This window comes from Bacillus cereus, assembly GCF_025917685.1.
GTDB lineage: Bacteria > Bacillota > Bacilli > Bacillales > Bacillaceae_G > Bacillus_A > Bacillus_A cereus_AT.
Map to the genome: position 1 here is coordinate 1,212,208 of NZ_CP089518.1, position 25,274 is coordinate 1,237,481.

The following is a 25,274-nucleotide window of genomic DNA, read 5'->3' on the forward strand; positions in this document are numbered from 1 at the left end:
TACTGCTCTCTATTATTTCATTGATAGAATATGAGAAAATGCTTTCGGCAAGTCTGCTTGCCAATACTTCCAAGTGTGATTCCCTTCAAACTCTTCATAATGGGTGATGAAATTTCTATCTGTAAGAAGTGTATTTAACTCGCGATTTGGTTCTACGAAATCAGATACTTGTCCGTCTGTGCGCTTTACAGCTGTTTCTTCTGTCCCAATGATGTGATAAAGTTCTAACGCCTGTGGATCTTTGAAGTCTTTTGCTAAGTTCATGACTGTTTCATCAACAAATGGTGATTGCATAACGACTTTACCGAATGTATGCGGATACATAAGCGCAGTCATGAAAGATACTGTACCACCAAGAGAATCTCCAATTAAAACGCGACCTTTACCCATTTGATACGTTGGATAATTTTCATCAATATATGGAGCAAGCTCGTGAGCAAGGAAACGAATGTAAGCAGCATTTTTTACATCATTCGGGAAATATTTTTCCTTACGATCGTGTACATTTTTATATGGAATACCGACAATAATTGTGCGGTCGATTTCTTCAGTTTCACGAAGACGCTCAATTACACGGTGTGCTTTACCAAGCTGAAAATAATCTCTACCATCTTGTGCAATAACAACCGTATGCTTATGGAGAGGTGTGTAATTTACTGGTAAATAAACAAGAAGTGTAAGTTCCTCTTGAAGTGATGTACTAAAAAATGAAATTTCTTCAATTCGCCCTATTGTTTGATTCATGTATATCCCCCTAAATAAAAATTTACTATGATTGTAAGAGCGACGCTTGTAGTGAAAAGGAAAGAAATATTCACTAATAGGTGCCTCAATTTCTATTTTACCATAATGGTACGAAGAATCTAAAAAATTAGTATTTAAGTTATGAAAGAAAACGGATATAATGAAGTGGGATTTTTTGCAGGTGAGAGGGGAGACAAGGTTTGAAACAAGAAAAATCAATCGCACTACCATTAGCAATTTCAATTATAGCAATTTCATTCGCAGCAGTTTTTGTAAAGATGTCCTCAGCACCATCTTCTATTTTAAGTATGTATCGATTATGGATTATCGTGCTTATTATGCTGCCAATCGTTTGGAAAAAGCGGGAAGAGTTTAGTAGGATTCAAAGAAAAGATTGGGGATTTTTAATTGGATCTGGTTTCTTTTTAGCGCTTCATTTTCTTTTATGGTTTGAATCTTTAAAGCATACGACAGTTGCTAGTTCGACGATTATTTTAGCACTTCAACCAATCGTATCTTTAGTTGGAGGTTTTTTCTTATTTAAAGAAAGAACAACATACTCAGCTATTGCGACAATGGGAATTGCGATACTAGGTGTAATGTGTATTGGCTGGGGAGATTTAGGGCTAAGTGAACAAGCAATTTATGGGGATATATTATCCTTTTTAAGTGTGATAGCAGTTGTCGGTTATTTATTTATCGGGCAAACGACAGTAAAGAAAGTATCACACTGGATTTACAGCTTTACAGTTTTTGCATTCGCAGGTATTTTTATGGGGATTTATAATATAGTGCTGCAAGTACCTTTTACAGGTTATACGAAGTGGGACTGGACCGTTTTTCTTTTACTTGCGATTGTGCCAACAGTGTCACATGTCATTAATAACTGGTTATTAAACTACGTAAATGCAACAACAATTTCAATGAGTATTTTAGGAGAACCAGTTGGAGCAACTATACTAGCGTTCTTCTTACTTGGGGAAAAATTAAACGCAATGCAAATTATCGGTAGCATGCTCGTATTGTTTGGTGTATCTGTTTTCTTACTGCAGCAACAAAAACGAACATCAAAAAATGTGGTGAACGAACCGGCTTATACACAGGAATTATAACGAGCCTATTCTAATATACGAAAAGAGAAGTTATTGGTAACTTCTCTTTTTTTGTTCTATGCAGAAAATAAAACAGATCAATAGGGGGAATTCCCGCCATATAGCATGAAAAAAGATAATATAAAGTGGAGTTACATCATACGTTTCTCATACAAATATAGAAGGGGAAAGGAGAGACCAAATGAAAGATATTTTAATGAAATACATGACGAAGCTTACAACATTAAGCGAAGAGCAGCAGCGTATAATCGTGGAAGAATTACAAATTGAAGAATATAAAAAAGGAACAGTACTCCTAAGACAAGGAGATGTTCCATCTAAATGTTACTTTGTATTAACAGGATGCGTGAGGCAACATTGTATAGATGAAGCCGGGAAAGAAGTTACATCAAATTTTTATACAGAAGAACAAGCAATTGCAAATTTCAATCATCATAAACCAGATAAATCATCCCCACATACATTAACGTGTCTAGAAGACTGCCTAGTTGTAGTTGGCGACCTGTATTGTGAAAAGGACATGTATAAGAAATATTCACAGTTAGAAGAAATGACACGTCAAATGATTGAATACAATTTTGGTGAGGTACAAGAAGAACTTACATTATTTATTGCATCGACACCAGAAGAGCGCTACAAATCATTATTACAAAAACGACCTCATTTAATCAATCGTGTTCCTCAATATCAATTGGCAAGTTATCTAGGTATTACGCCAGAATCATTAAGTAGAATTAAGAAACGACTCAAACAGTAGAGTTTTTTCCACCTCTAATCAATAGCCATATACTAAATCCTAGTTCACCTGCGATCATCGGTAGTTGAAAGACAACATTAAGAATGGAAATCATCGCATCATATTGTGAAAACATTGTATTCATGACGTGAATTACGATATAACCGATAGCAGCGATGAATAGTAATACACTAATCAATTTCGGTATTTGTTTAGATAGAAAAGTTACATATCCTAAAGCGAAAAGATGTAAGCCGAAAATGATTAACCCTACAGACCAAATGTATTCAAAAGCTTCTAGAAATAACATTGTATATGCTTCTGAATTGGCAACTGTACTTTTTGAAAGAAGTAATACAAATGTTAAATTGAATATAGCAATCCCAAGTATAGCTGTATACATAAGACGAAGACAGGTAGCTAGTAATGAGAGGCTAGCATGGATAGGTTTTAGAAAGAAATAAAGAGCCCAAGAGGCGATAATATCCGTAATGAAAATGATAATCCATCCGAAAATTTCTGCTTTGAAAAGTGAACTTGAAGTTTGAATATTATGGAGTGTCGTGCTCGCATTACTTGGTAAAACGAGATTTCCGTGAACAAAACCGTAAGAAAAAAATGCAGTGAATGCCATGATAAGAAGAGAAGTGCCTGCAAATAAGGCAAATTTTCGCTCAGTCATAATACGTCCTCCTATTCTAATGTTGTTTTCATTGTAATAGGGAAGAGGAGGAGATTCATTGACTTAAATCAAGAGAGGGGAAGTTTAGTGGAATTTCCATCAAAAAAAGATGTATGGTTATATCCGATTTTTTTCGTTGTCATTGGAGCGTGTTTTGCTCCCATATTTGTAGGGAGAGAATATTTTCTTTTATTTTTTACAATTCCGTTAGCAATATTATTTATTTGGAGTTGGTTTTCGACAAAATATATTGTCGGAGAAGAAACAATTACTATTAGATCTGGTCTCGTTAAAAAGCGCATATTTATACGAGATATAAAACAAATTTCAAATACGAAAAATCCAATAGCAGCTCATGCATTATCATTCGATCGACTTGAAATTGTTTACGGGTCATATGAAACAGAGATTATTTCTCCTAAAAATAAAGAACAGTTTATTAATCTTGTGAAAAGTAAAAATCCGCACATTGAAATGAAGTAAAAGAGTGGCTTCGTAGCCACTCTTTTACTTTGGGTTTGTCATATAAGGTTGTACATGAATGACGCATAGGTCACGAAATTTCCCCTCAGCAGTTGTAACAATTACGACCGCTCTTCCTGCACTTTTTCCAGTAATCGTTACCGTATCACCTTTTGGATACATTGTGATGACATCAGCATTCATATTTGTCCAAATAAGTTCTTTATTCGTTGCTTGCACTGGCAAAACGGAAGCTGATAACTCAATGCTTTGTCCAGTTCTTACTTTCAACTTATTTTTTTCCATATGAACACCGATGACTGAAATAACAGAAGGAGCAATAGAAATTTTGGGTGGATTAGGTTGTATGTTTAAACAAGAAGCAGAAGTATTTGTGATAGGTGAAAATTTTCTTATATGTTGTCGCTGGAAAGCTGCTAACATGTTGGAGTCCCCTTTCTGTATAAGTGCTGATACTAATACTATAAAGGAGTAGTGTTATGTTAAATTTAACGAAACATAAAGAATTTGTTAAATTTGAGAAGAAGATTGTCGAACTGTAATAAAAAAGCACTGCTGTTATTGTGACAGCAGTGCTTCCTTTTTATAGATTATGACGATGTTGTTTTTCAAAATCCTCAAAGTGCTCTTCAACTTCTTTTGAAGGCTGTGTTAGTAAACTAACAATTACGATTACTAGTAAACTAATAGCGAAACCAGGAATCATTTCATATAAGAAATCTTTTAAGAATTTGAATTGAGTCCAAATAATTACTGTAGCGGCACCTGAAATCATACCAGCAAGCGCACCCCATTTTGTCATGCGTTTCCAATATAAGCTTAATAAAATAGCTGGTCCGAATGAAGAACCAAATCCAGCCCAAGCGTATCCAACAAGAGCTAAAATCGTATCATTTTGTTTAAACGCTAATGCGCACCCAACTAAGGCGATAACAAGTACAGCCATACGACCGACAAATACAAGCTCTTTATCAGAAGCAGAGCGTTTAAAGAATGTACGATATAAATCTTCTGTTATAGCACTAGAGGTAACAAGAAGCTGAGATGAGATTGTACTCATAATCGCTGCTAAAATAGCTGCTAATAAAAATCCAGTAATAAGTGGGTGGAATAAAATTTTTCCTAGTTCAAGGAAAATTGTCTCTGGGTTAGATAATGTCAACCCTTGTTGTGAATAGTAAGCAATACCGATAAGACCAGTAAACATAGCTCCGACAACAGAGAAAATCATCCAGCTCATACCAATTCTTCGTGCGCTTTTAATTTCTTTTACAGACGAAATTGCCATAAAGCGTACGATAATATGAGGTTGTCCAACATAACCAAGGCCCCATGCGAATAAAGAAATCATTCCTAAAGTAGAGGCACCTTTAAAAATATCTAAACGTGTTGGATCTACAGATCGAATCGTATCAAACGCAGGTCCAAGTCCGTTCGAATTCATAATTGTTACGATAGGAACAAGAATAAGAGCGATTACCATAATGATTCCTTGCACGAAGTCTGTCCAACTTACCGCTAAGAAACCACCAAATAGTGTGTAAGCCACGACAACTGCTGCGACAATGAATAATCCAACATGATAGTTCATACCAAATGAATTTTCAAATAATACAGCGCCTGAAACTAGTCCTGAAGCTACATAGAAAGTAAAGAAAATCATAATAACAAGTCCGGATACTAAGCGTAGCATATGAGATTTGTCGTGGAAACGGTGTTCCAAAAATTCTGGGATAGTAATAGAGTTGTTTGCAATTTCTGAGTAGGTACGTAAGCGAGGAGCGACATAAAGCCAGTTTGCGTATGCGCCTAGTGTTAGGCCGATCGCAATCCAACTACTACTTAATCCAACGCTAAACATTGCACCGGGTAATCCCATTAAAAGCCAACCACTCATATCGGATGCTCCAGCACTTAATGCTGTTACTGCGGGGCCTAGTGTACGCCCGCCAAGCATATAATCTGTTAAGTTGGACGTTCGTTTGTAGGCGAAATAGCCGATTACTAACATCCCGAGCATGTAAATAGAGATAGAAGTTAAAGTTAACATCTGCGTACTCATGTAGTTCCCCTTCCTTTTGTAATGTCTTTTGATGCATTTTGCATATTTATAATCTATCATGATTATTCAGAAAAATCCATTCTAAAATACGAATTTTCTGAAATGTAAGCGTTTTTCGACAATGTTTTTCTTTTGTAATATATAATTTTATGACAAAAAACCTTAATTTAAATAGAGTATTTATTATATTTACATAAAAATAGGTTGTTTTGTCAATATAATATTGAATGAAGAAAAAATATTTTTTTCGGAAAAAGCATTGACTTTTTAGAAACGTGAGGAATATAATGAGTGCAACTTAAAAAAATGCAAGCGTTGATGAAGAAGAGTACACATGATGAACATGTCAGAGAGCTGATGGTTGGTGCGAATCAGTATGGAATTGATGTGGAATGGGCTTCGGAGCTTCCAAACCGAAACGAAAGAAGTAGGCTTTGGCGACATGATCTCATCGATACAAGAGACACGTATTGTTTTTGATACGGTAAAGTGCGTTACATTCGTAACGAATTAAGGTGGCACCACGGGAGTACCCGTCCTTTCTATAGGATGAGTACTCCCTTTTTGTGTATAAAAAATTAAATAAATGAAATCGTTTAAGTAAGAAGAGTACGTATATTTGGAGACGTTACAGAGAGCCGGGGGCAGGTGGGAGCCCGGTACGGTACCATATACGGAATGGGCTTACGAGAGGTATGCTGAACAATTTCTATTCAGTAGGCAACCCGGGTTCCGCCGTTACAAGGATAAGGTATATATTTTGTACCTGAATAAAGCGGGATGCTTTTGCGTCCAACCTGAGGTGGTACCACGGTAAATTTATCGTCCTCTACATATTTCGATATGTAGGGGACTTTTTTATTTTTCAGAGTGAGGTGAAAGGCATGATGACAAAAGAGGAATTTATGAAGCAAAAAGAACAAGGAAAAACATTTTTAGTAATTGCTGAAGAAGAAGGAGATAGCATTACGCCAATTTCTTTATATAGACGTATGAAGGGTAAGAAAAAGTTTTTACTAGAAAGTTCACAGCTTCATCAAGATAAAGGGCGCTATTCTTACTTAGGATGTAATCCTTATGGAGAAGTGAAAAGTGTCGGTATAGAAGTAGAACGAACGATGTATGGACAAACAGAAAAGTTGCAAGGTAACGTATTGCAAGTATTAGAAGAGGTAATCGCACCAGAACAAGTAGAGAGTCCATTTCCGTTTTGCGGAGGAGCGATTGGATATATCGGATATGACGTAATTCGGCAGTATGAAAATATAGGATTAGACTTGCATGATCCATTAAATATTCCAGAAGTACACGTACTACTGTATCGCGAGTTTATCGTTTACGATCATTTACGCCAAAAGTTGTCGTTTGTATATGTATGCGGGCAAGAAGATTCAGCTTCTTATGAAGAAGTATATGAAAGATTGCAAAGATACAAAGAGGAAGTGTTAAACGGTGAAGAAGAGAATGTGAGTGAAGTAATATCATCGTTATCATTTACTTCTTCAATAACGGAAAAAGAATTTTGTGAAATGGTAGAAACGGCGAAAGAGCATATACGAGCCGGGGACATATTCCAAGTCGTATTATCTCAACGTTTGAAAAGTGAGTGTAAAGGTGATCCATTTGCATTATACCGAAAACTTCGCATTGCAAACCCGTCGCCATATATGTTTTATATCGATCTTCAAGATTATGTTGTACTCGGTTCTTCGCCGGAAAGTTTGTTATCAGTAAGAGAGGATAAAGTGATGACGAACCCAATTGCGGGTACGAGACCGAGGGGGAAAACGAAGCAGGAAGATGAGGAAATCGAAAAAGAATTGTTAGGAAATGAGAAAGAGCGAGCAGAGCATATGATGCTTGTGGACTTAGGCCGAAATGACATTGGCAGAGTAAGTGAAATTGGCTCTGTGACGATAGATAAATATATGAAAGTAGAGAAATACTCTCACGTTATGCACATTGTATCTGAAGTTTACGGAACATTGCAAAAACAGATGAGCGGATTTGATGCATTAGCGTATTGTTTACCAGCTGGCACAGTGTCAGGAGCTCCGAAAATAAGGGCGATGGAAATTATCAATACATTAGAGCATGAAAAAAGAAATGTATACGCCGGAGCAGTTGGATATATTTCATTCTCAGGAAACCTTGATATGGCGCTAGCAATTCGAACGATGGTTGTGAAAGATGAGAAAGCGTACGTTCAGGCAGGAGCGGGTATCGTTTACGATTCAGATCCGGTTGCTGAATATGAGGAAACATTAAATAAAGCGAGAGCGCTTTTGGAGGTTATGAAATGATTGTACTGATTGATAACTATGATTCCTTCACATATAACTTGTATCAACTATTAGGCGAGTACGAAGAAAACATCGTCGTCGTAAGAAATGATCAAATAACAATTGAACAATTAGAGAAGATGAAGCCGAAAGGAATTGTGCTCTCACCGGGACCTGGGAAACCAGAAGATGCTGGAATTTGTATCGATGTTATTCGTCACTTTTATAAGGACGTTCCCATCTTAGGAATTTGCCTTGGCCATCAAGCAATCATATCCGTATTTGGAGGAGAAATTGTTAGAGCAGAGCGCATTAAACATGGAAAAACATCACGTGTGAAACATAACGGAACGTCAATCTTTTCGTACGTTACTCAGCCGCTAACGGCAATGCGTTACCATTCACTCGTCGCAGCACAAAATAGTTTACCACAATGCTTTGACATACTCGCGACGGCGATGGATGACGGAGAAATCATGGCAGTTCGTCATAACTATTATCCGCTCTTCGGATTACAGTTTCACCCAGAATCAATTGCAACAGAAGAAGGCGGAAAATTAATACGTGCCTTTTTAGCACAAGTGAAAGAGGAGGAGAGAGTATGAACAGTTATCTTCGAAAATTAGTAGAGGGACAGCATTTAACAGAGGAAGAAATGTATGAAGCAGGGCTCCTTTTATTAAGTGACAACATATTGGAAAGTGAAGTTGCAGCTTTCTTAGTATTGCTGAAAGCGAAAGGCGAAACAGCAGAAGAAATATACGGTCTCGTTCGTGCTCTTCGCGAAAAGGCATTGCCGTTTTCAAATCATATAAAAGGAGCGATGGACAATTGCGGAACGGGTGGTGACGGTGCACAAACATTCAATATTAGTACAACATCGGCATTTGTACTTGCCGGAGCTGGCGTAAAGGTTGCGAAACATGGAAACCGCGCTGTTTCTAGTAAAACAGGAAGTGCTGATTTATTAGAAGAACTCGGTGTAAACATTAGTTGTACGCCTGGTGAGATTGACTATTTATTAGAGAATGTAGGTATTGCCTTCTTATTCGCACCAGCGATGCATCCAGCATTAAGACGCATTATGAAAATAAGAAAAGAATTAAACGTTCCGACGATCTTTAACTTAATTGGACCGTTGACGAATCCAGTTCAGTTAGAATCACAATTTGTCGGTATTTATAAACGAGATATGTTATTGCCAGTAGCGGAAGTGTTGCAGAAACTTGGCAGAAAACAAGCGCTCGTCGTAAACGGAAGTGGCTTTTTAGATGAAGCATCATTACAAGGAGAAAACTGCGTCGCTATTTTAAAAGACAATGAAATAATCGAAATGAGTATTGAGCCTGAAAAATATGGTTTTTCAAGAGTGAAAAATGAAGAAATTAGAGGCGGGAATTCAAAAGAAAATGCAAAGATTACAATCGGAGTATTGAGCGGAGAAAAAAGTGTATACCGCGATACCGTTTTACTAAATGCAGGGCTTGCTCTTTTCGCAAACGGAAAAGCGGAAACGATTGAAGAGGGGATTAAACTAGCGACATCTAGCATTGACTCTGGAAAAGCATTAGCCAAACTAAACTTATTAATTGCAGTAAGCCATGAAAAATTAGAAAGGGTGAATTAAAGTGGGGACGATTTTAGAAAAAATTGTAGAGCAAAAGAAAGTAGAAGTTGCGGAGTTATATGAAACATATTCACCAGTGAAAGAAAAAAGGAAAACACACTCACTTGTAAAAGCTTTAGAGCAGTTTACTGTAATCGCAGAGGTAAAGCGAGCGTCTCCATCAAAAGGAGATATTAATGTACACGTTGATGTGCCAAAACAAGTGAAAACATATGAAGAATGCGGTGCTGGAGCAGTTTCGGTTTTAACAGACGGTCAATTTTTTAAAGGGTCGTTTTACGATTTACAAACAGCAAGAGCAGAAAGTAATATACCGCTATTATGTAAAGATTTTATAATCGATAAAATCCAAATCGATAGGGCGTATGAAGCTGGAGCAGATCTTATTTTATTAATCGTAGCGGCGTTAACGAAAGAAAAGTTACAAGAGCTTTATAGCTACGTACTAGAAAAAGGATTAGAAGCAATCGTTGAAGTTCATGATGAACAGGAATTAGAAATTGCGATCCGATTAAATCCGCACGTTATCGGCATTAACAACCGTAATTTAAAAACATTCGAAGTTGATTTAAGCCAAACAGAAAAGCTCGGAAAACGATTGAATGAGGAAAAGTTACTTTGGATTAGTGAAAGCGGCATTCATTCAAAAGAAGATATTATCCGCGTTAAAAGAGCGGGTGCAAAAGGCGTGTTAGTCGGAGAAGCACTTATGACATCATCTTCTATTAGTAGCTTTTTCGAAGATTGTAAGGTGAATATATGAAAGTGAAAATTTGTGGTATTACTGATATTGAAACAGCGAAAAGTGCGTGTGAATACGGCGCAGATGCACTCGGATTTGTTTTTGCAGAAAGTAAACGAAAAATCACTCCAGAGCAAGCGAAAGAAATTATTGAGGAAATTCCAGCCCACGTTCTCAAGGTCGGTGTTTTCGTAAATGAATCAGTAGAAGTGATCCGAAAAATTGCAGAGGAATGCGGGTTAACGCATGTTCAACTACATGGGGATGAAGACAATCATTACATCGGAAGATTGAAAATTCCGTCTATAAAAGCTGTAGGAGTAGCTTTAGAGCAAGATATGGAACATGCGAAAAAATACGAAACAGATTATATGTTATTTGATAGCCCGAAAGAAAAGTTCTACGGAGGAAATGGAAAGACATTCTCATGGGAGTTACTCGCGCATATGCCAAAAGCATTGCGAGAGAAAACGATATTAGCTGGTGGATTAAACATCATTAATATAGAAGAAGCTATTCAAACCGTTCAGCCATATATGGTCGATGTGAGTAGTGGAGTAGAGACAGAAGGAAAGAAAGATATAAAGAAAATAAAACAATTTATTAAAAAAGCGAAGGAGTGTTCAAAATGAACTACGCATATCCAGATGAAAAAGGTCACTACGGTATATACGGGGGGCGATACGTTCCAGAAACGTTAATGCAGTCCGTATTAGAATTAGAAGAAGTATATAAAGAAGCGATGCAAGATGAAGAGTTTCAAAAGGAATTAAACCATTATTTACAAACGTACGTTGGAAGAGAAACACCGCTATATTTTGCTGAAAATATGACGAAGTATTGCGGCGGTGCAAAAATTTATTTGAAACGTGAAGATTTGAATCATACAGGCGCACATAAAATTAACAATACAATCGGTCAGGCACTTCTTGCCGTACGAATGGGTAAGAAAAAAGTTGTCGCCGAAACAGGAGCAGGACAACACGGAGTTGCGACAGCTACTGTATGTGCCCTTCTCGGTCTAGAATGCGTCATCTTCATGGGAGAAGAAGATGTGAGACGTCAAAAATTAAACGTGTTCCGAATGGAATTACTTGGAGCGAAAGTAGAAAGCGTAGCCGCAGGTAGCGGTACATTAAAAGATGCGGTGAACGAGGCGCTTCGTTACTGGGTTTCACATGTGAATGATACGCACTACATTATGGGATCCGTTCTCGGACCGCATCCATTCCCGCAAATTGTTCGTGATTTCCAAAGTGTAATTGGGAAAGAAACGAAAAAACAATACGAAGCGTTAGAAGGGGAATTACCAGAAGCAGTCGTTGCTTGTATCGGTGGTGGTAGTAATGCAATGGGAATGTTTTATCCGTTCGTACACGATGAAGAAGTTGCTCTTTACGGTGTTGAAGCAGCTGGAAAAGGTGTTCATACAGAAAAGCACGCAGCGACTTTAACGAAAGGAAGCGTCGGTGTTTTACACGGATCGATGATGTACCTTCTGCAAAATGAAGAAGGACAAATTCAAGAAGCGCATTCTATTTCAGCAGGGCTAGATTATCCAGGCGTTGGGCCAGAACATAGCTTACTAAAAGACATCGGCCGCGTTTCTTATCATTCGATTACAGATGAGGAAGCGTTAGAAGCGTTCCAATTATTAACGAAAAAAGAAGGCATTATCCCGGCATTAGAGAGTTCACATGCTGTTGCGTACGCTTTAAAACTAGCACCGCAAATGAAGCAAGACGAAGGACTTGTCATTTGTTTATCTGGCCGTGGTGATAAAGATGTAGAGAGTATAAAACGTTATATGGAAGAGGTGTAAAAAATGGGAGTAGAAAAAATTAAAGCAGCGTTTGAAAATGGTAAAAAAGCATTTATTCCGTACGTAATGGGGGGAGACGGTGGACTTGAAAAGTTAAAAGAAAGGATTCGTTTTTTAGATGAAGCGGGAGCAAGTATTGTTGAAATTGGTATCCCGTTTTCAGATCCAGTCGCAGACGGCCCAACGATTCAAAGAGCAGGGAAACGAGCGCTAGATAGCGGTGTAACATTAAAAGGTATTTTTCAAGCGTTAGCAGAAGTAAGAAAAGAAGTGAAAATTCCATTTGTACTCATGACATATTTAAATCCAGTACTGGCATTCGGAAAAGAACGTTTCATCGAGAGCTGTCTTGAAGCAGGTGTGGACGGCATTATAGTTCCGGACTTACCTTATGAAGAACAAGACATCATTGCACCGCTTCTACGCGAGGCGAATATAGCTTTAATTCCGCTCGTTACTGTAACGAGCCCAATTGAGCGAATCGAAAAAATTACGAGTGAATCACAAGGATTCGTCTACGCCGTTACAGTAGCTGGTGTAACGGGAGTACGTCAAAACTTTAAAGGTGAGATTCATAGTTACTTAGAAAAAGTAAAATCACATACGCATTTACCGGTAGTGGCAGGGTTCGGTATTTCAACGAAGGAACATGTAGAAGAAATGATTACAATATGTGACGGTGTTGTCGTTGGAAGTAAAGTTATTGAGCTTTTAGAAAATGAAAAGCAAGAGGAAATATGTGAGTTAATACGTGCAGCAAAACAAAAAGAAGAGGCGTGAGTCTCTTCTTTTTGTTTTGTGTGATAAATGTTAAAATATACAGAAAATACTTATAAATTAGAGGGTGAGAAGGCATGCTAAGACGTAAACTATTATATCTTCTTTTAACTGTACCATTATACGCTTGGCTCATTAGCATGACGAAAATAGAGTTGATGGCTCTGTTTTTAGGATATGTATTCATCTTTTCCCAATTAAATCGAATACAAGAGCAATCTATTTTAGAAGTATGTATATTTTCGATTAGTATAGAACTATTTAGTATCGTTTCGATTGTGTTATTAAACGAGTTATTTCGGGGGATTTATTCATTTTCATTAATGAAATTTGGTAATATTGTACTGCAAGTAATATGTGCTTATATTGTGTTTGTTGTGCTAGAAAAAATAATCGGACAACAGACGATTTTTCAGGATAAAAGAAAATGGGAGTGATTCAAAAAAGGAGCCAAATGGCTCCTTTTTTGAATCTGTTGTAAAAACAATTGAAAAATATGACATCTGTTATATAATAGTTAAAAGTTGTATTTTTAATGAAATGAGATGATAACATGGCCATATTGTTGGCACTTATCCCAATTATGATGATTTTCATTTGTTTATTTTTATTTAAACAAACGTCATTAAGAGCCTCATTAATTTCTTATACCGTTTCTGTCGGAATCGTTTTACTCTCACCAACATTTCGGTTAGGGATAAGTGAAACTGTACACGCTACGATTAAAGGTTGGCTAATTTGTTTTATTGTCGGATACGTTTTGTTTTTCGGTATTTTTTTATTTCACCTCATGAACAAAATGGGATACATCGATCAAGTAGCACGATTTCTAGAACAAATCACGCACGATCGCTTATTGCAAATGCTTCTTATGTGTTTTGGTATTTGTCCACTTATTGAATCGGTGAGTGGGTTCGGTATTGGTTTTATGGTTGCAGCACCTATTTTTCTTTCTCTCGGTTATAAGCCGTTTCAAGCTGTACTACTTTCGTTTATCGGTCTACTCGCTAGTTCATGGGGCGCGATGGCAACGGGTACGATTATCGGTGCGCAACTTATTAACATGCCGCTCACAACTCTTGGCACAAATACAGCATTATTAAGCATCCCGATTTTTGCATACTTTATCTTTCTTTCTTTATACGTTGTCGGTGGCTTTCAGGCAGTTATAGAAAAGTGGAAGGAAGGCGTTGGTTTCTTTCTATTATTTGCGCTCGGAATCTATCTTTCTAACGCATACGTAAGTGTTGAATTAGCAGGGATATTAAGTTCTATCGTTACCATTACATTTGGTTTTCTTATCATTAAATTAAAAGGGAAAAATGAACAAAATCTAATAACAGAACATGCGGCTACAACGGAGAGAGAAGTATCTATTATAAAAATTATTAGCCCTTATATATTTCTAACAGTTTGTATTTTACTTTCTCGCCTCGTTCCAGCATTACATGATTTGCTCAGGTCATATGCGGTTCTCGATTTAAAATCATACTCTTACAAACTAGAGCTACTATATTCGCCAGGGTTTTGGCTCGCCATGACTTGTTTATTTACAATTATTTTCTTCCGCATTCCATCTAATATTATTAAAAAATCACTCTCGCAAACGATAAAACAATGGATTCCATTCGCAATTACAACGACAATGTTCATTGCGATTTCAGAGTTAATGGGGGCATCTGGTATGCATTCATTACTCGCAAAGACAGCTGGTGAAACATTTGGTACCTTTTTCGTTTTCGTTGCTCCTTTCATTGGGGGAATAGGCGGCTTTTTAACTGGTAGTAACGCAGGATCCAATGCGATGTTTATAAAGCTACAAATGCAAACAGCCCAAAACGTAGCACTCCCGTGGCAATACGTCACAACGCTCCAAAACACCGCATCATCAGTAGCGACAATCGCTTGTCCATCACGGATTACACTAGGCGCGTATTTATGCAATATCCCGTATCGTGAAAATGAACTATTAAAGAAGACGACGTTAATGATTTTTGGTGCGGTGTTACTTGTAGTAGTGGAAGTTTTCTTTTGGTATATATTGAGAAATTAAAAATCCTCCTAACATAGGAGGATTTTCTTTATGACTGGATAATGTTTTAAATATGAAAAGCTTCTACTAAATGAATAGGAGATGAAAGGTATGCCCTTAAAAAACTACGGTGTATTAAAAGGTACAGTTATACAATCTAAGATTGGAAAAGGCAAAACACCTCATTATCAAGTTCATTTACAAGGTGAAGCAGGAGTAGATTATCGCATTGCAATTAACGTGAAATCGCAAAGTTATCCATCGGAAGTTTTATATTTTGCGAGCGACGATATTCGATCAGAGGCAATTCATATTTTACCGACATTACCGTTCGGTTTTACAGAAATAAAAAATAATGAACCGAAAGTAGCTTTAGATTATGTAAGAGGTAATTTATTTGATTCCAAGCAAATGATTCCTTTACCTGCTGAAAAAGCAGGAGTTGATAATGATTTAAATGAAAAGATAGAGCGTTATATAAAGCGAGCAATAGAAGGAAAGGCGATTATTTATGCGTTTGGTGAAAGGTGGGGACCAGAAGAAAAGGTTCCGGATTCGTATTTCCACTTTACACCTGGAAACGGTATACACGATATTCACATGAATCAAGGGAATGTAGAGAAATGGCAAGGGGATAATGGTATATGGCAAGATGGTGGAATACTCATTCACTTTGAGAAGGAAGAAGAGTGGATCGGTATCTTTCTTGCATTCCAATCACAGTCATGGTGTACCGATGAAGAGGGACATCCTCGTGTTCCGGTTGAGCATTGTGATTATAGAAGTAAGAGATAGTTTTTTAGAACTAGAAAGACCATCGCAAGTTAGGTGGTCTTTTTTTACGGGATACAATTAGATTTAATTTGATATGATTGAATAGACTGAAAGTTATAGGTGGAGGGGGATAAAATGACAAAAAACAAACCGAAAGTTCTAATACTAGGATCATGCCATATGAGTGAGCATGAAGAATTATTGTCGGACGAGAGACAAGCTGAGATTACAGAATTTGTTTCTATCATGCAGAAGTTCCAGCCAACAAAAATTGCAGTTGAGAGCATTACAGATAATCAGAATAAATTAAATGAGAATTTTAAGCAGTATAAATTAGGTACATATAAATTGGCATTAAATGAAATAGATCAAATTGGGTTTAGGATGGCAGCGAACTTAAAACATGAACAAGTATATGCGATTGATTGGATGGGTGGAAGTGATGTTGTTGACTTCTGGGATATACATAAATGGGTGGAAGAAAATCAGCCAGGACTTTTTGAAGAAATATTTAGTTTAGTACCAGATTGTAACTTAACGGATGATAAGAGTGTGCTAGATTACTATAAAGAATTGAATGATCCAGTAATATTAAATCAATTGCATAAACTATATGTAAATATGGCGCGCATCGGTGAGTTTGGTCACTATGTCGGAATGGAATGGTTAACGTGGTGGTACAAAAGAAATTTAATTATGTATTCGAATATTGAACGTTTAATCGATTCAGCTGAGGAACGTATTTTATTTATAGTTGGTGCGTCTCATTGTTCTATCGTTTCTCGTTTTTTGGAAGAAGGAGAAAATTGCGAAGTAGTATCACCAGAAAAATATCTTTATGAAAAACATATATTGAAATAAAAGGGTACCCAAAAAATTTTGGATACCCTTTTATTTTTAAAACGAACGTCCTCTTCTCATCTTATAAAACATAAAACTAACAAGTGTAGAAAGACAAGAAAAAAGTAAAGCTACACTAGAAAATGCAATGAGATACATATTATATTTCATAACCTGTCCAATTAGCTGATTACTGTCGTACTGAAAAAGCCCCGCTATTATATTGAATAAAAATAATACGATAAACATGACGATAACACCGTCTATTGATCCTTTAATATCTGGCTTACTTAAAGCGATATGTGCAGAAATACAAATGGCGATAAATAAAAATAGCCAAAAGGAAGGATTCAATAAATTACTTATTGTAAATAAGCTTTTCAATAATACAAACGTCGATAGTAGCATGTTTTGAACCATCTCTACATTAATAGAAGTAGAAGCGATTGTTTTTTCGAGAGTTGTATTAAATAAGAAATATGAATTTGGTACGAAATAGCGCATTAAAAGGATTAGTGCTGTAATACCCGAAATAATAGGGCCAATTCCAATGAAGAAGTTCCCAATTCGTTGATAGATACTTTTTTGATTGTATTGATGTTGTACGTAACCTAAAGCTCCTTGACTTGTATCTGTCGGGAAGAACTGCGTTGCTACAATTTTATGACGAAATAGTATACACATAATTGCATGTCCAAGTTCATGAATAGGGACACCAATCCACGCAGTTAAAAGGAAGCCTTTCCTACCAAAAGCTCTCGACCAATACATTCGTGTGAGAGATTCTAAATAACCTAATATAAATCCAATTACAATGATGACACCAATTAAAGAAAATAATTGGATCACGCTTGTAAGGAGTGTTTGAAAAATCGAGTTTACAAATTCCACTGTCTTCATCCAATCTTTTAAAAATGTTATTTGCTCTGTTTCATAATAACATTATTTTTCTATATTACTAGCACATATAGTTTCGTTTAAAAGAAGGATTTCATATTCTTTTTCTTGTAGTCATGTTTTATGTCCAAAGTCATATATTGAATTTGTAACACCCTATAAGGTATATGCTTAAGGAGGGATGAGAGAATGAAATGTCCGGCGTGTCATACAGAAAATGCAGCGGAAGCAAAGTTTTGCGGGAATTGTGGACATTCATTAACGGAAGAAGTGGTAGCGAGTGGTGGGCAGGAAGAAGGGCAGCTATCGCGCAAGCAACAAGTAAAGGAAACTCGCCCAAATGAAACAGTAGAGCAAGCAAAACAATTTGCAAGTGGCTATTTTCAGTTCTTTAAAAATGCTTTTAAATCACCATCTGCCATTATGAAAAGTGGAAATATTGAAGTACGAAATGGAATTACAAGCCTTGTACTTATTTGTTTTTTAGGAGCATGTATTTTTTATAGAATAATGAGTGCTGGGGCAGCGGTAACGAGAACATTAGTACCAGATATAACTACTCCTACTTTCTTTGGAGAATCTTTAAAAGTCTTTTTCTTTTTATTAATTTTAACTGTATTTGTCGGATTTATTATTTTTGTAAGTGGTAAGATGATGAAATCGTCTTTTTCGTTTCTTGAAGTATTCGGGATATGGGGAACGATAGCGACGCCAGCTATTGCTATATTAGTTCTTTCTTTTCTGTTTAGTTTTCTATTGATCTTTTTTCTACCAATATTATTAGGGGTGGCTACAACGTATATGTCAATTAGTATCATCGTATCTATATTAAAACTAGATAGCGGGGGATTGGATCTTGTTTACACTCTTCTTATTGCAAATGTTTTAATCGGAATCGCAACATGTATTGTACTTTGGTCTTACATTTATACAATAATTCAAGCTTTTACACAGGGTTTAACGGGCTTCTAATGAAAAGGTGGTTGAATGGATGAATGTATGTACAAAGTGCGGAGCTCAGTATGAAGATGGAGTGCAATTTTGCCAAAACTGCGGGATGAAGAGGGAAAGTCTTGTAGTAAAGAAGAAAATGAGCGGCGGTACAAAAGTTGGCATTACACTCTTAATAGTACTTGTTATAGTAATTGGTGGATTGTATTTGTATGGATCATCGTATTATAAGCAAACGGCACAAGTAGACCGAATGATTACTATTTTACAAGAGAGGGACGGGGAGAAATTAGCTGAGATCATCATGGCAGATGATCCAGCCGTTATTGTCACGAGAGAGAGTGTAACGCCTCTATTTTCATATATAAAAGAAAATCCATCTTACGTGAATGAATTGAAAGAATATTTGAGGCAAGGTGAAAAACAAGGAGATGGAATAGAAAGAGCAGATCTTTCTTTAACGAAAGACGGAAAGTATTTCTTTATATTTGATCGGTATAAATTGAAAGCGAAGACGTATTATACGACTCTGCTTTCAAATGAAAAAGGTACATTATTAAAAATGAACGGAAAAGAAATTGATAAGACAAATGATAAAAAGTTTGAGAAGCAATATGGACCGTTTCTTCCAGGGACTCAAGTGTTTCAAGCGGAATATAAAAATGACTATGTAAAACTATCACGAGAGGAAAAGGTTGTACTTATAAAACAAAGTCAAAATAATGTAACGGTAGATTTAACGTTGCAAGGGCAATATATTACAGTTCAAACGAATGCGCCTGGTGCAACATTGTACGTGAATCAAAAGCCAGTTACTGCGTTGACCGGAGAAGAAATTACGTGGGGACCGGTAGCGACTGATGGAAGTGCGGCGATTTATTTAGAACGAAATGGAGAAAATGGAAGGGAAACGACAAAGGTAGAAACGGTAACGGCACTTTCGTCTTATAATCTTCCATTCCAAAAGAAAAGTACAGAAAAAACAGTTGTTTACAATGTTACTCCGCCTCCTACTACTCATTATGTATATAATGGTTTCATCTTCCCTGATAGTGATATTCGAAAATTAACGAGTGCGGACTTAACATATTTATCGAAAGAACAGTTGAAAATTGCTAGAAATGAAATATACGCAAGGCATGGACATATGTTTCAAACGAAAGATATGCAAGCATATTTTTCAAAACAGTCTTGGTATAGAGAGAATCCGTATTTTACAGGAACGTTAACGAGTGTGGAAGCTTATAATGTTGAACTGATTAAATCAAGAGAATAGAATGCATGAAAAAGGTACAGTGTATATTACTGTACCTTTTCTATGGTTGTGTAGCTGGACCAGGATCTCTTGAGAAAAAGATGTGAAAGAGGAATGTGACTTTACTTGCTCTTCCTGATGTACTTGCTTGCACATCAGATAAAGAACTAGACGTTAAAGCAACTTCAGAACGAGGGGGAACGACTATTTTGAGAGCATCATCTGATTCTGATGATATAGTAACCGTTATTGTATCCTCAGAAAAGTTTACAATTTTAACAGTACCAACTGGGAAGATGGATTTGCGAGCGTGTGATGCAGAAGCAAAGCGAGTCGATTTCCAAATAGTTTGTGAGAAAGTGTCATTATCAGATAACCAAGCACGTGCACTGTATAAAGTTACGCTAACGGTAAACTCTTGTTCAAGCGGGAGGGCGGGTCTCGGTTCTATCGGTTCCTCTGGAAGCTGGACGAGAAGGCCGGCGCACATGTATGTTTCACCTACTTTCAATAGTTACTGTTATAGCATACTAAATTTCTTGTTTATAAGACACGACGGTTACCTATTAAAGCATAGGTTTGTGCACCAAATTTGTAGATTAAATTCTTTTTCTTTACAATTTAAGTAGGTGTTATTTCTATAAAATATGGAAATCGTAAAGAGTATGTAAAAAGAAGGAGTGGTAAAGTGAACTATGTCATTATTGGTGGGGATGCAGCTGGTATGAGTGCAGCGATGCAAATTGTTAGAAATGATGAAACTGCAAATGTTGTAACGTTAGAAAAAGGTGAAATCTATTCATATGCTCAGTGCGGATTACCGTATGTGATTAGTGGTGTTATCGCCTCTACTGAAAAGTTAATTGCACGCGATGTAAAGACGTTTCGTGATAAATATGGAATTGATGCGAAAGTGCGTCATGAAGTAACGAAAGTAGATACGGAAAAGAAAATTGTGTATGCGGTACATACGAAGACGAAAGATGTATTTGAATTTTCGTATGACCGTTTATTAATTGCGACCGGAGTGCGACCTGTTATGCCGGATTGGGAAGGTAAAGATTTACAAGGTGTTCATCTTTTAAAAACAATTCCGGATGCTGAGCGCATATTAAGTACACTTGAAACGAGTAAAGTTGAAGATGTGACAATTATTGGCGGTGGTGCGATTGGTCTAGAGATGGCAGAAACATTTGTAGAACTTGGTAAGAAAGTAAGAATGATTGAGCGGAACGATCATATCGGTACAATTTATGATGCCGATATGGCGGAATATATACATACAGAAGCAGACAAACATAATATTGAAATTTTAACAAATGAAAATGTAAAAGCGTTTAAAGGAAAAGAAAGAGTAGAACAACTGGAGACGGATAAAGGGGCGTACAAAACTGATCTCGTTTTAGTATCTGTCGGTGTACAACCAAATACCGATTTTCTTGAGGGGACAAACATACGTAAAAATCCTAAAGGTGCAATTGAAGTAAATGCTTATATGCAAACAAATGTGAAAGACGTATATGCTGCTGGTGATTGTGCAACACATTACCATGTTATAAAGGAAACTCATGATCATATCCCGATCGGAACGACTGCAAATAAACAAGGGCGACTTGCCGGACTCAATATGGTTGATAAACGAAGAGCATTTAAAGGTACGTTAGGTACAGGCATTATTAAATTTATGAAGCTGACGCTTGCAAGAACAGGCTTAAATGAAAAAGAAGCGAAAGGGCTAAACATCTCATATAAAACGGTCAAAGTAGATTCAACAAATAGGGCAGGTTATTATCCAAGTGCTAAACCACTTTACTTGAAATTACTATATCACGCCGACACGAAACAATTGTTAGGCGGTCAAGTAATTGGAGAAGAAGGTGTAGATAAGCGAATTGATGTGATCGCGATGGCGCTTTTCAATAAAATGAGTATTCACGATTTAGAAGATGTCGACTTAAGTTACGCACCACCATATAACAGCGTTTGGGATCCAATACAACAAGCGGCAAGGCGAGCGGAATAGCACTTTTTAAGTGCTATTTTTTTTCGTTAAAGGGGAGTAATCAATTTTGTCGAATAAAGAGGTTTGGGAAATAGTTCTATATAGGAGAGGGGATCTTAAAAATGGTTGTGGCACTTCAAAAAGTTCAAGAATCAGAAAAAATGATTTTACGTAATTTATATTCACTATATCTTCATGACCTCTCTAAATTTACGACTAATATAACGATTGGAGCGGATGGTTTTTTTGAATACGAAGATTTAGACATGTTTTGGAAAAATGATGGAATCACTCCGTATTTTATAAAAGTTGATAGTAGTATTGTAGGATTTTTATTACTATTGGAACGTCCATTTTTGAAGAAAGAAAACGACTTTGGTATTAATGATATTTTCATATTGAATCAATATAAGGGAAAAGGAATCGGAAAAAAGGTTATGGAAAATTTACTAGAAGAGAAACGAGGACAATATTTCGTTATTGAACTTATAAAAAATGTACCAGCTGTTTCTTTTTGGAAGAAAGTATATAGAGAACTGAATATTGAATTTGACGAGCAAACACAGCTAATTGATGATGAAGAATGCCTCGTTCAAACGTTTAAAATATAATTAAATAGGTGCCCCTAATATATTACTTTGAAATTTAACTTTATTTTGAATATACCGTTCACCCTTGAAAACATAGTACTTATCGCTTATATTGTCATATAGTATTTATTTTTTTACAAAGCAATGAACGAACCAGGGGGTACAACATGGCAATTAACATGAAAACAATTGAAGAATGGATTGCTGAATCAAACGCAAGAAATGAAGAAGACTTTGGACACGTTGTTGAAGAAATGAAAGAAGTATGTGTCGGACTTGATAACGCGACATTAATTTATACGAAAAATGTATTTTGTTTCGGTAAGAAAGTAGAAGTATTGTTCTTCTTCCAAGATCATGTCGTTATCGGACAAGAAAAAGAAGAGTATGTTGAAATTGAGAAACTAAAGTATGATGACATTACAAATAGCAATCTAAAAACAAATGACAAAAATACAACGTTAGAACTAAAGTTTGCTAACGGGAAATCTATCGATTTAGACAGTCTAAATGATAACTACGGTACGAAAAATTGGTTATTTGCAAGACAAATTAAGAGTATCTTTAAATTAATCTAGTAAAAAAAGCAGACCTTAAAGGGCTGCTTTTTTTACTTATTTCCTATTACACAAAGGCAACCTCTTTCTTCGTAATATTTCACGCTTGTAAATCCCGTCTTATAAAAAAGGTTTACTAATTCTTCTGTCGTATTAAATTTATCCATATGATATTGAATTTTAAAAGTTTCAGCAACTAATAAAAAGGATCCGTTCGATTTTAAGATGCGAAATACTTCTTTCATATCATTCTCAACATCAGGCCAAAAATAGTGGGTTTGAAAAGCGGTAATGAGATCAAAGAAGTCCGGATGATATGGAATAGAGGAGACACTTGCTTGTTGAACAATTACTTTTTTCATTTGAACATCTTTTGTATTCGTCTGTATAGAATTTTTCACAGCTTGATCGGAGTAATCGATCCCGTAAATTTTCCCAAATGGAGTTCGTTTTGAAAGAGTTTGTATTGTTTTACCACCGCCACAGCCGATATCTAATATGATTGCATCTTCACGTATATGTATTTTTTGTAAAGCCCAATTTGTCAGTCTCATATGCGCAGCATTCATAATACGAAGCATTGAGGAACCAATTGTCCCGCGAGGATTTTTCGCTTGTTCGATTAAACGTTGTAAAATGCCCAATTTAAACGCTCCTTTTATGTAAGAATATATACTTATTTCGCTTTTAATAATTTAACTCCTCTAAAAAAAGCACGCCATTAATCGGCGTGCTTCTAATTATGCAAATACCCCTTCAACCAATTACGCGCTCGATACGCCCCAACCGGAATTTGAATGAGAGATGTTTCATTGCCGCCATCTATTCCGTACAATTGATCGCATGAATTTGTATCAAAACTAAGTAAAGGATGGCCACCCATTCCCATAGCAGTCGCAGCTAAAACAAGTCTATGGACGAGTATACCAGCTTCCATTTGGTGAATACGATATCCTCTATAGCCTAATGTATGTGTATAGTAATCTTTCTTTCCGACTACATGTAGACAAAGCGGTACTTGAAAAAGGTTTACGTTATCCATCGTCATACTTGATTGAAGGGAATAACGAAGATCTCCATATCGTATTGGCTGTATGGAATGTAATTTACTGTTATAAGCGTAAGCACCGTTTTCAATACCTGTTACGTTATAAAAACATCCATATAATGAGAGTCGTGCGTTTTCATTTAAAGAATTGCCATCAAGATCGTTGTAATAAGGGAAGGCGAGGCTCGCTTCTTGTAATAAAGTAGCAAGTGAACGAGTATCCCATTTTGTTAAAGTAAAGTCAGCATCAGGTGAATATCGTTTTTTACAAAGATGTAAGAAATCATAGGATAAACGTTCCACTTTAGGTAGCTGTACAGCATGTGCACTGTATTGCTGTCGATTTTCTTGAGTTAATGTTTGGAAATGTTCTGTCGATTCAATCATAGAAGCTGCGTTAACTTTTGTTATCATCGGATATTCATCTACATGCTTTGAGCGAACGAAATGCTCATGTGTTAACGGCGGGATTTGCTGTAACAAGTCATGAGAAGTAACAGTTGTATTTTCACGGTAATCATTATGAAACCAATCTTTCTGTGGTTCTGTACTTAGAGGAATAACACCATACACATTTTCCTCGCCTTCAGGCAGTCCAAGTAAATGATTCATTGCTCGGTCTAGAAACTGGAAATATACTCCATTCATGTAACCGAATTGTTTTGCACATTCAAGTAAATGCCCGATTAGAACACCACTATCTAACCCTTGAAGCCGGTATGAAAAGTTATTGTATTTAAAGAAGTTTTTCCAAAACATAGTGGATACAAATACTGCGCCAAAACAAGAATGTATGTTACAACGATTGCCGAGTGCTTCTGTAAGATAAGAATCGAAATTTCCCTCGCGAAGTAAGATAAGACGGTGATGCGCGGCGTCATAATGGTAAATGCCGTCTGGATAATGATCAATTTTTAAATACATATATAATTCATTTGGATATAAAGCACCCCCAGAAGGGATGAATCTTCGAAATAGAGTCGTTGTTTTATTATTTTCTAGGCTAGTAGTAGGTTGACATAATTGTGTTAAACCAAATGAGTACCAAAGATAATGCCCGATTTCCTCTAAGTTAGGTTTAGTAGAAGAGTTCCGCAAAGTTAATGGGATTTCTAAAGAGAGAGGGATGACTGGTAAATTTCGATATAATTTATAAGGAAGTGGTGCGTCGTCCCAGTCTACCTCATGATTCGGCATAATTTTATCAATAGAAAAATGGAGATGATGTAAAAAAGCATCCAGCTGCATGAAATCCCCTC

At 36.4% G+C, this 25,274-nt stretch carries 27 protein-coding genes and 2 other annotated features; of the genes, 19 read left to right on the top strand and 8 right to left on the bottom strand.

Features of this window, described 5'->3' with window-relative positions:
- Positions 1-12: 12 nt before the first annotated feature.
- Positions 13-744, bottom strand: a complete 732-nt coding sequence (locus LUS72_RS06220; RefSeq protein WP_097830064.1) for an alpha/beta hydrolase — start codon at positions 742-744, stop codon at positions 13-15.
- Positions 745-944: 200 nt separating this feature from the next.
- Here LUS72_RS06220 and LUS72_RS06225 point away from each other — a divergent pair, with 200 nt between their 5' ends.
- Together LUS72_RS06225 and LUS72_RS06230 are read left to right on the top strand one after the other, a co-directional pair.
- Entirely contained in the window at positions 945-1,856 is a 912-nt protein-coding gene (locus tag LUS72_RS06225; RefSeq protein WP_097830065.1) for a DMT family transporter, read from the top strand.
- A gap of 181 nt (positions 1,857-2,037) precedes the next feature.
- The gene (locus tag LUS72_RS06230) at positions 2,038-2,613 is read left to right on the top strand and encodes a Crp/Fnr family transcriptional regulator (protein ID WP_097830066.1); all 576 of its coding nucleotides are present in this window, start codon (positions 2,038-2,040) and stop codon (positions 2,611-2,613) included.
- On the opposite strand, the gene LUS72_RS06235 is transcribed toward LUS72_RS06230, so the two are convergent.
- The gene (locus LUS72_RS06235; RefSeq protein ID WP_097830067.1) at positions 2,603-3,274 is read right to left on the bottom strand and encodes a DUF4386 domain-containing protein; all 672 of its coding nucleotides are present in this window, start codon (positions 3,272-3,274) and stop codon (positions 2,603-2,605) included. The genes LUS72_RS06230 and LUS72_RS06235 overlap by 11 nt on opposite strands.
- An 87-nt stretch (positions 3,275-3,361) precedes the next feature.
- Between LUS72_RS06235 and LUS72_RS06240 the strand changes: the two genes are divergently transcribed.
- Entirely contained in the window at positions 3,362-3,757 is a 396-nt protein-coding gene (locus tag LUS72_RS06240) for a PH domain-containing protein (protein ID WP_097830068.1), read from the top strand.
- A 24-nt stretch (positions 3,758-3,781) separates the two neighbouring features.
- Here LUS72_RS06240 and LUS72_RS06245 read toward each other — a convergent pair whose 3' ends face one another.
- Both LUS72_RS06245 and putP read right to left on the bottom strand, forming a co-directional pair.
- The gene (locus LUS72_RS06245) at positions 3,782-4,180 is read right to left on the bottom strand and encodes an Ig-like domain-containing protein (protein WP_097830069.1); all 399 of its coding nucleotides are present in this window, start codon (positions 4,178-4,180) and stop codon (positions 3,782-3,784) included.
- A gap of 160 nt (positions 4,181-4,340) precedes the next feature.
- Complete coding sequence (gene putP, locus LUS72_RS06250; protein WP_097830070.1) at positions 4,341-5,819, bottom strand: sodium/proline symporter PutP; 1,479 nt, start codon at positions 5,817-5,819, stop codon at positions 4,341-4,343.
- Positions 5,820-6,125: 306 nt separating this feature from the next.
- Positions 6,126-6,363: a binding site (T-box leader), on the top strand.
- Between the two features lie 42 nt (positions 6,364-6,405).
- Positions 6,406-6,652: a binding site (T-box leader), on the top strand.
- A gap of 51 nt (positions 6,653-6,703) precedes the next feature.
- On the opposite strand from putP, the gene trpE reads away from it, so the two are divergent.
- From trpE to LUS72_RS06305, 11 genes are all read left to right on the top strand, one after another.
- Positions 6,704-8,122, top strand: a complete 1,419-nt coding sequence (trpE, locus tag LUS72_RS06255) for an anthranilate synthase component I (RefSeq protein WP_141533319.1) — start codon at positions 6,704-6,706, stop codon at positions 8,120-8,122.
- Positions 8,119-8,706, top strand: coding sequence for an aminodeoxychorismate/anthranilate synthase component II (locus LUS72_RS06260; RefSeq protein WP_097830073.1), 588 nt, complete (start codon positions 8,119-8,121; stop codon positions 8,704-8,706). The genes trpE and LUS72_RS06260 overlap by 4 nt, the downstream gene beginning before the upstream one ends.
- On the top strand, positions 8,703-9,728 hold the full coding sequence (trpD, locus tag LUS72_RS06265; protein ID WP_264448707.1) for an anthranilate phosphoribosyltransferase: 1,026 nt from the start codon (positions 8,703-8,705) through the stop codon (positions 9,726-9,728). The genes LUS72_RS06260 and trpD overlap by 4 nt, the downstream gene beginning before the upstream one ends.
- Before the next feature lies 1 nt (position 9,729).
- Complete coding sequence (trpC, locus tag LUS72_RS06270; RefSeq protein ID WP_097830075.1) at positions 9,730-10,491, top strand: indole-3-glycerol phosphate synthase TrpC; 762 nt, start codon at positions 9,730-9,732, stop codon at positions 10,489-10,491.
- Positions 10,488-11,102 (top strand): phosphoribosylanthranilate isomerase, encoded by a 615-nt coding sequence (locus LUS72_RS06275; RefSeq protein WP_264448708.1) that lies wholly within the window; start codon positions 10,488-10,490, stop codon positions 11,100-11,102. The genes trpC and LUS72_RS06275 overlap by 4 nt, the downstream gene beginning before the upstream one ends.
- Positions 11,099-12,292: a tryptophan synthase subunit beta gene (gene trpB, locus LUS72_RS06280; protein WP_097830077.1), complete on the top strand. Its 1,194-nt coding sequence runs from the start codon at positions 11,099-11,101 to the stop codon at positions 12,290-12,292. The genes LUS72_RS06275 and trpB overlap by 4 nt, the downstream gene beginning before the upstream one ends.
- Positions 12,293-12,295: 3 nt before the next feature.
- On the top strand, positions 12,296-13,072 hold the full coding sequence (gene trpA / locus LUS72_RS06285) for a tryptophan synthase subunit alpha (RefSeq protein WP_097830078.1): 777 nt from the start codon (positions 12,296-12,298) through the stop codon (positions 13,070-13,072).
- 74 nt (positions 13,073-13,146) lie between these two features.
- Positions 13,147-13,506 (top strand): DUF4029 domain-containing protein, encoded by a 360-nt coding sequence (locus tag LUS72_RS06290; protein WP_097830079.1) that lies wholly within the window; start codon positions 13,147-13,149, stop codon positions 13,504-13,506.
- A 116-nt stretch (positions 13,507-13,622) separates the two neighbouring features.
- Complete coding sequence (locus tag LUS72_RS06295) at positions 13,623-15,122, top strand: L-lactate permease (RefSeq protein ID WP_097830080.1); 1,500 nt, start codon at positions 13,623-13,625, stop codon at positions 15,120-15,122.
- A 90-nt stretch (positions 15,123-15,212) separates the two neighbouring features.
- Complete coding sequence (locus LUS72_RS06300; RefSeq protein ID WP_097830081.1) at positions 15,213-15,896, top strand: DUF2278 family protein; 684 nt, start codon at positions 15,213-15,215, stop codon at positions 15,894-15,896.
- A gap of 114 nt (positions 15,897-16,010) precedes the next feature.
- Positions 16,011-16,736 (top strand): DUF5694 domain-containing protein, encoded by a 726-nt coding sequence (locus LUS72_RS06305; protein ID WP_097830082.1) that lies wholly within the window; start codon positions 16,011-16,013, stop codon positions 16,734-16,736.
- 36 nt (positions 16,737-16,772) lie between these two features.
- Here the strand turns inward: LUS72_RS06305 and LUS72_RS06310 are convergent, their stop codons facing one another.
- Positions 16,773-17,606 (bottom strand): hypothetical protein, encoded by an 834-nt coding sequence (locus LUS72_RS06310; RefSeq protein ID WP_097830083.1) that lies wholly within the window; start codon positions 17,604-17,606, stop codon positions 16,773-16,775.
- 195 nt (positions 17,607-17,801) lie between these two features.
- Between LUS72_RS06310 and LUS72_RS06315 the strand changes: the two genes are divergently transcribed.
- A complete protein-coding gene (locus LUS72_RS06315; RefSeq protein ID WP_097830084.1) occupies positions 17,802-18,584 on the top strand; it encodes a zinc ribbon domain-containing protein in 783 nt (260 codons plus the stop codon).
- 19 nt (positions 18,585-18,603) lie between these two features.
- A complete protein-coding gene (locus LUS72_RS06320; RefSeq protein ID WP_097830085.1) occupies positions 18,604-19,839 on the top strand; it encodes a TcaA 3rd/4th domain-containing protein in 1,236 nt (411 codons plus the stop codon).
- Between the two features lie 40 nt (positions 19,840-19,879).
- Here LUS72_RS06320 and LUS72_RS06325 read toward each other — a convergent pair whose 3' ends face one another.
- Complete coding sequence (locus tag LUS72_RS06325) at positions 19,880-20,308, bottom strand: hypothetical protein (protein ID WP_097830086.1); 429 nt, start codon at positions 20,306-20,308, stop codon at positions 19,880-19,882.
- Positions 20,309-20,506: 198 nt separating this feature from the next.
- On the opposite strand from LUS72_RS06325, the gene LUS72_RS06330 reads away from it, so the two are divergent.
- From LUS72_RS06330 to LUS72_RS06340, 3 genes are all read left to right on the top strand, one after another.
- Complete coding sequence (locus tag LUS72_RS06330) at positions 20,507-21,841, top strand: FAD-dependent oxidoreductase (protein WP_097830184.1); 1,335 nt, start codon at positions 20,507-20,509, stop codon at positions 21,839-21,841.
- 101 nt (positions 21,842-21,942) lie between these two features.
- Positions 21,943-22,431, top strand: coding sequence for a GNAT family N-acetyltransferase (locus LUS72_RS06335; RefSeq protein ID WP_097830087.1), 489 nt, complete (start codon positions 21,943-21,945; stop codon positions 22,429-22,431).
- A 146-nt stretch (positions 22,432-22,577) separates the two neighbouring features.
- Positions 22,578-22,988 (top strand): DUF3908 family protein, encoded by a 411-nt coding sequence (locus LUS72_RS06340; RefSeq protein WP_097830088.1) that lies wholly within the window; start codon positions 22,578-22,580, stop codon positions 22,986-22,988.
- Positions 22,989-23,020: 32 nt separating this feature from the next.
- On the opposite strand, the gene LUS72_RS06345 is transcribed toward LUS72_RS06340, so the two are convergent.
- Positions 23,021-23,611, bottom strand: coding sequence for a class I SAM-dependent methyltransferase (locus LUS72_RS06345; RefSeq protein WP_097830089.1), 591 nt, complete (start codon positions 23,609-23,611; stop codon positions 23,021-23,023).
- 92 nt (positions 23,612-23,703) lie between these two features.
- Positions 23,704-25,263, bottom strand: a complete 1,560-nt coding sequence (locus tag LUS72_RS06350) for a SagB family peptide dehydrogenase (RefSeq protein WP_097830090.1) — start codon at positions 25,261-25,263, stop codon at positions 23,704-23,706.
- Positions 25,264-25,274 lie beyond the last annotated feature (11 nt).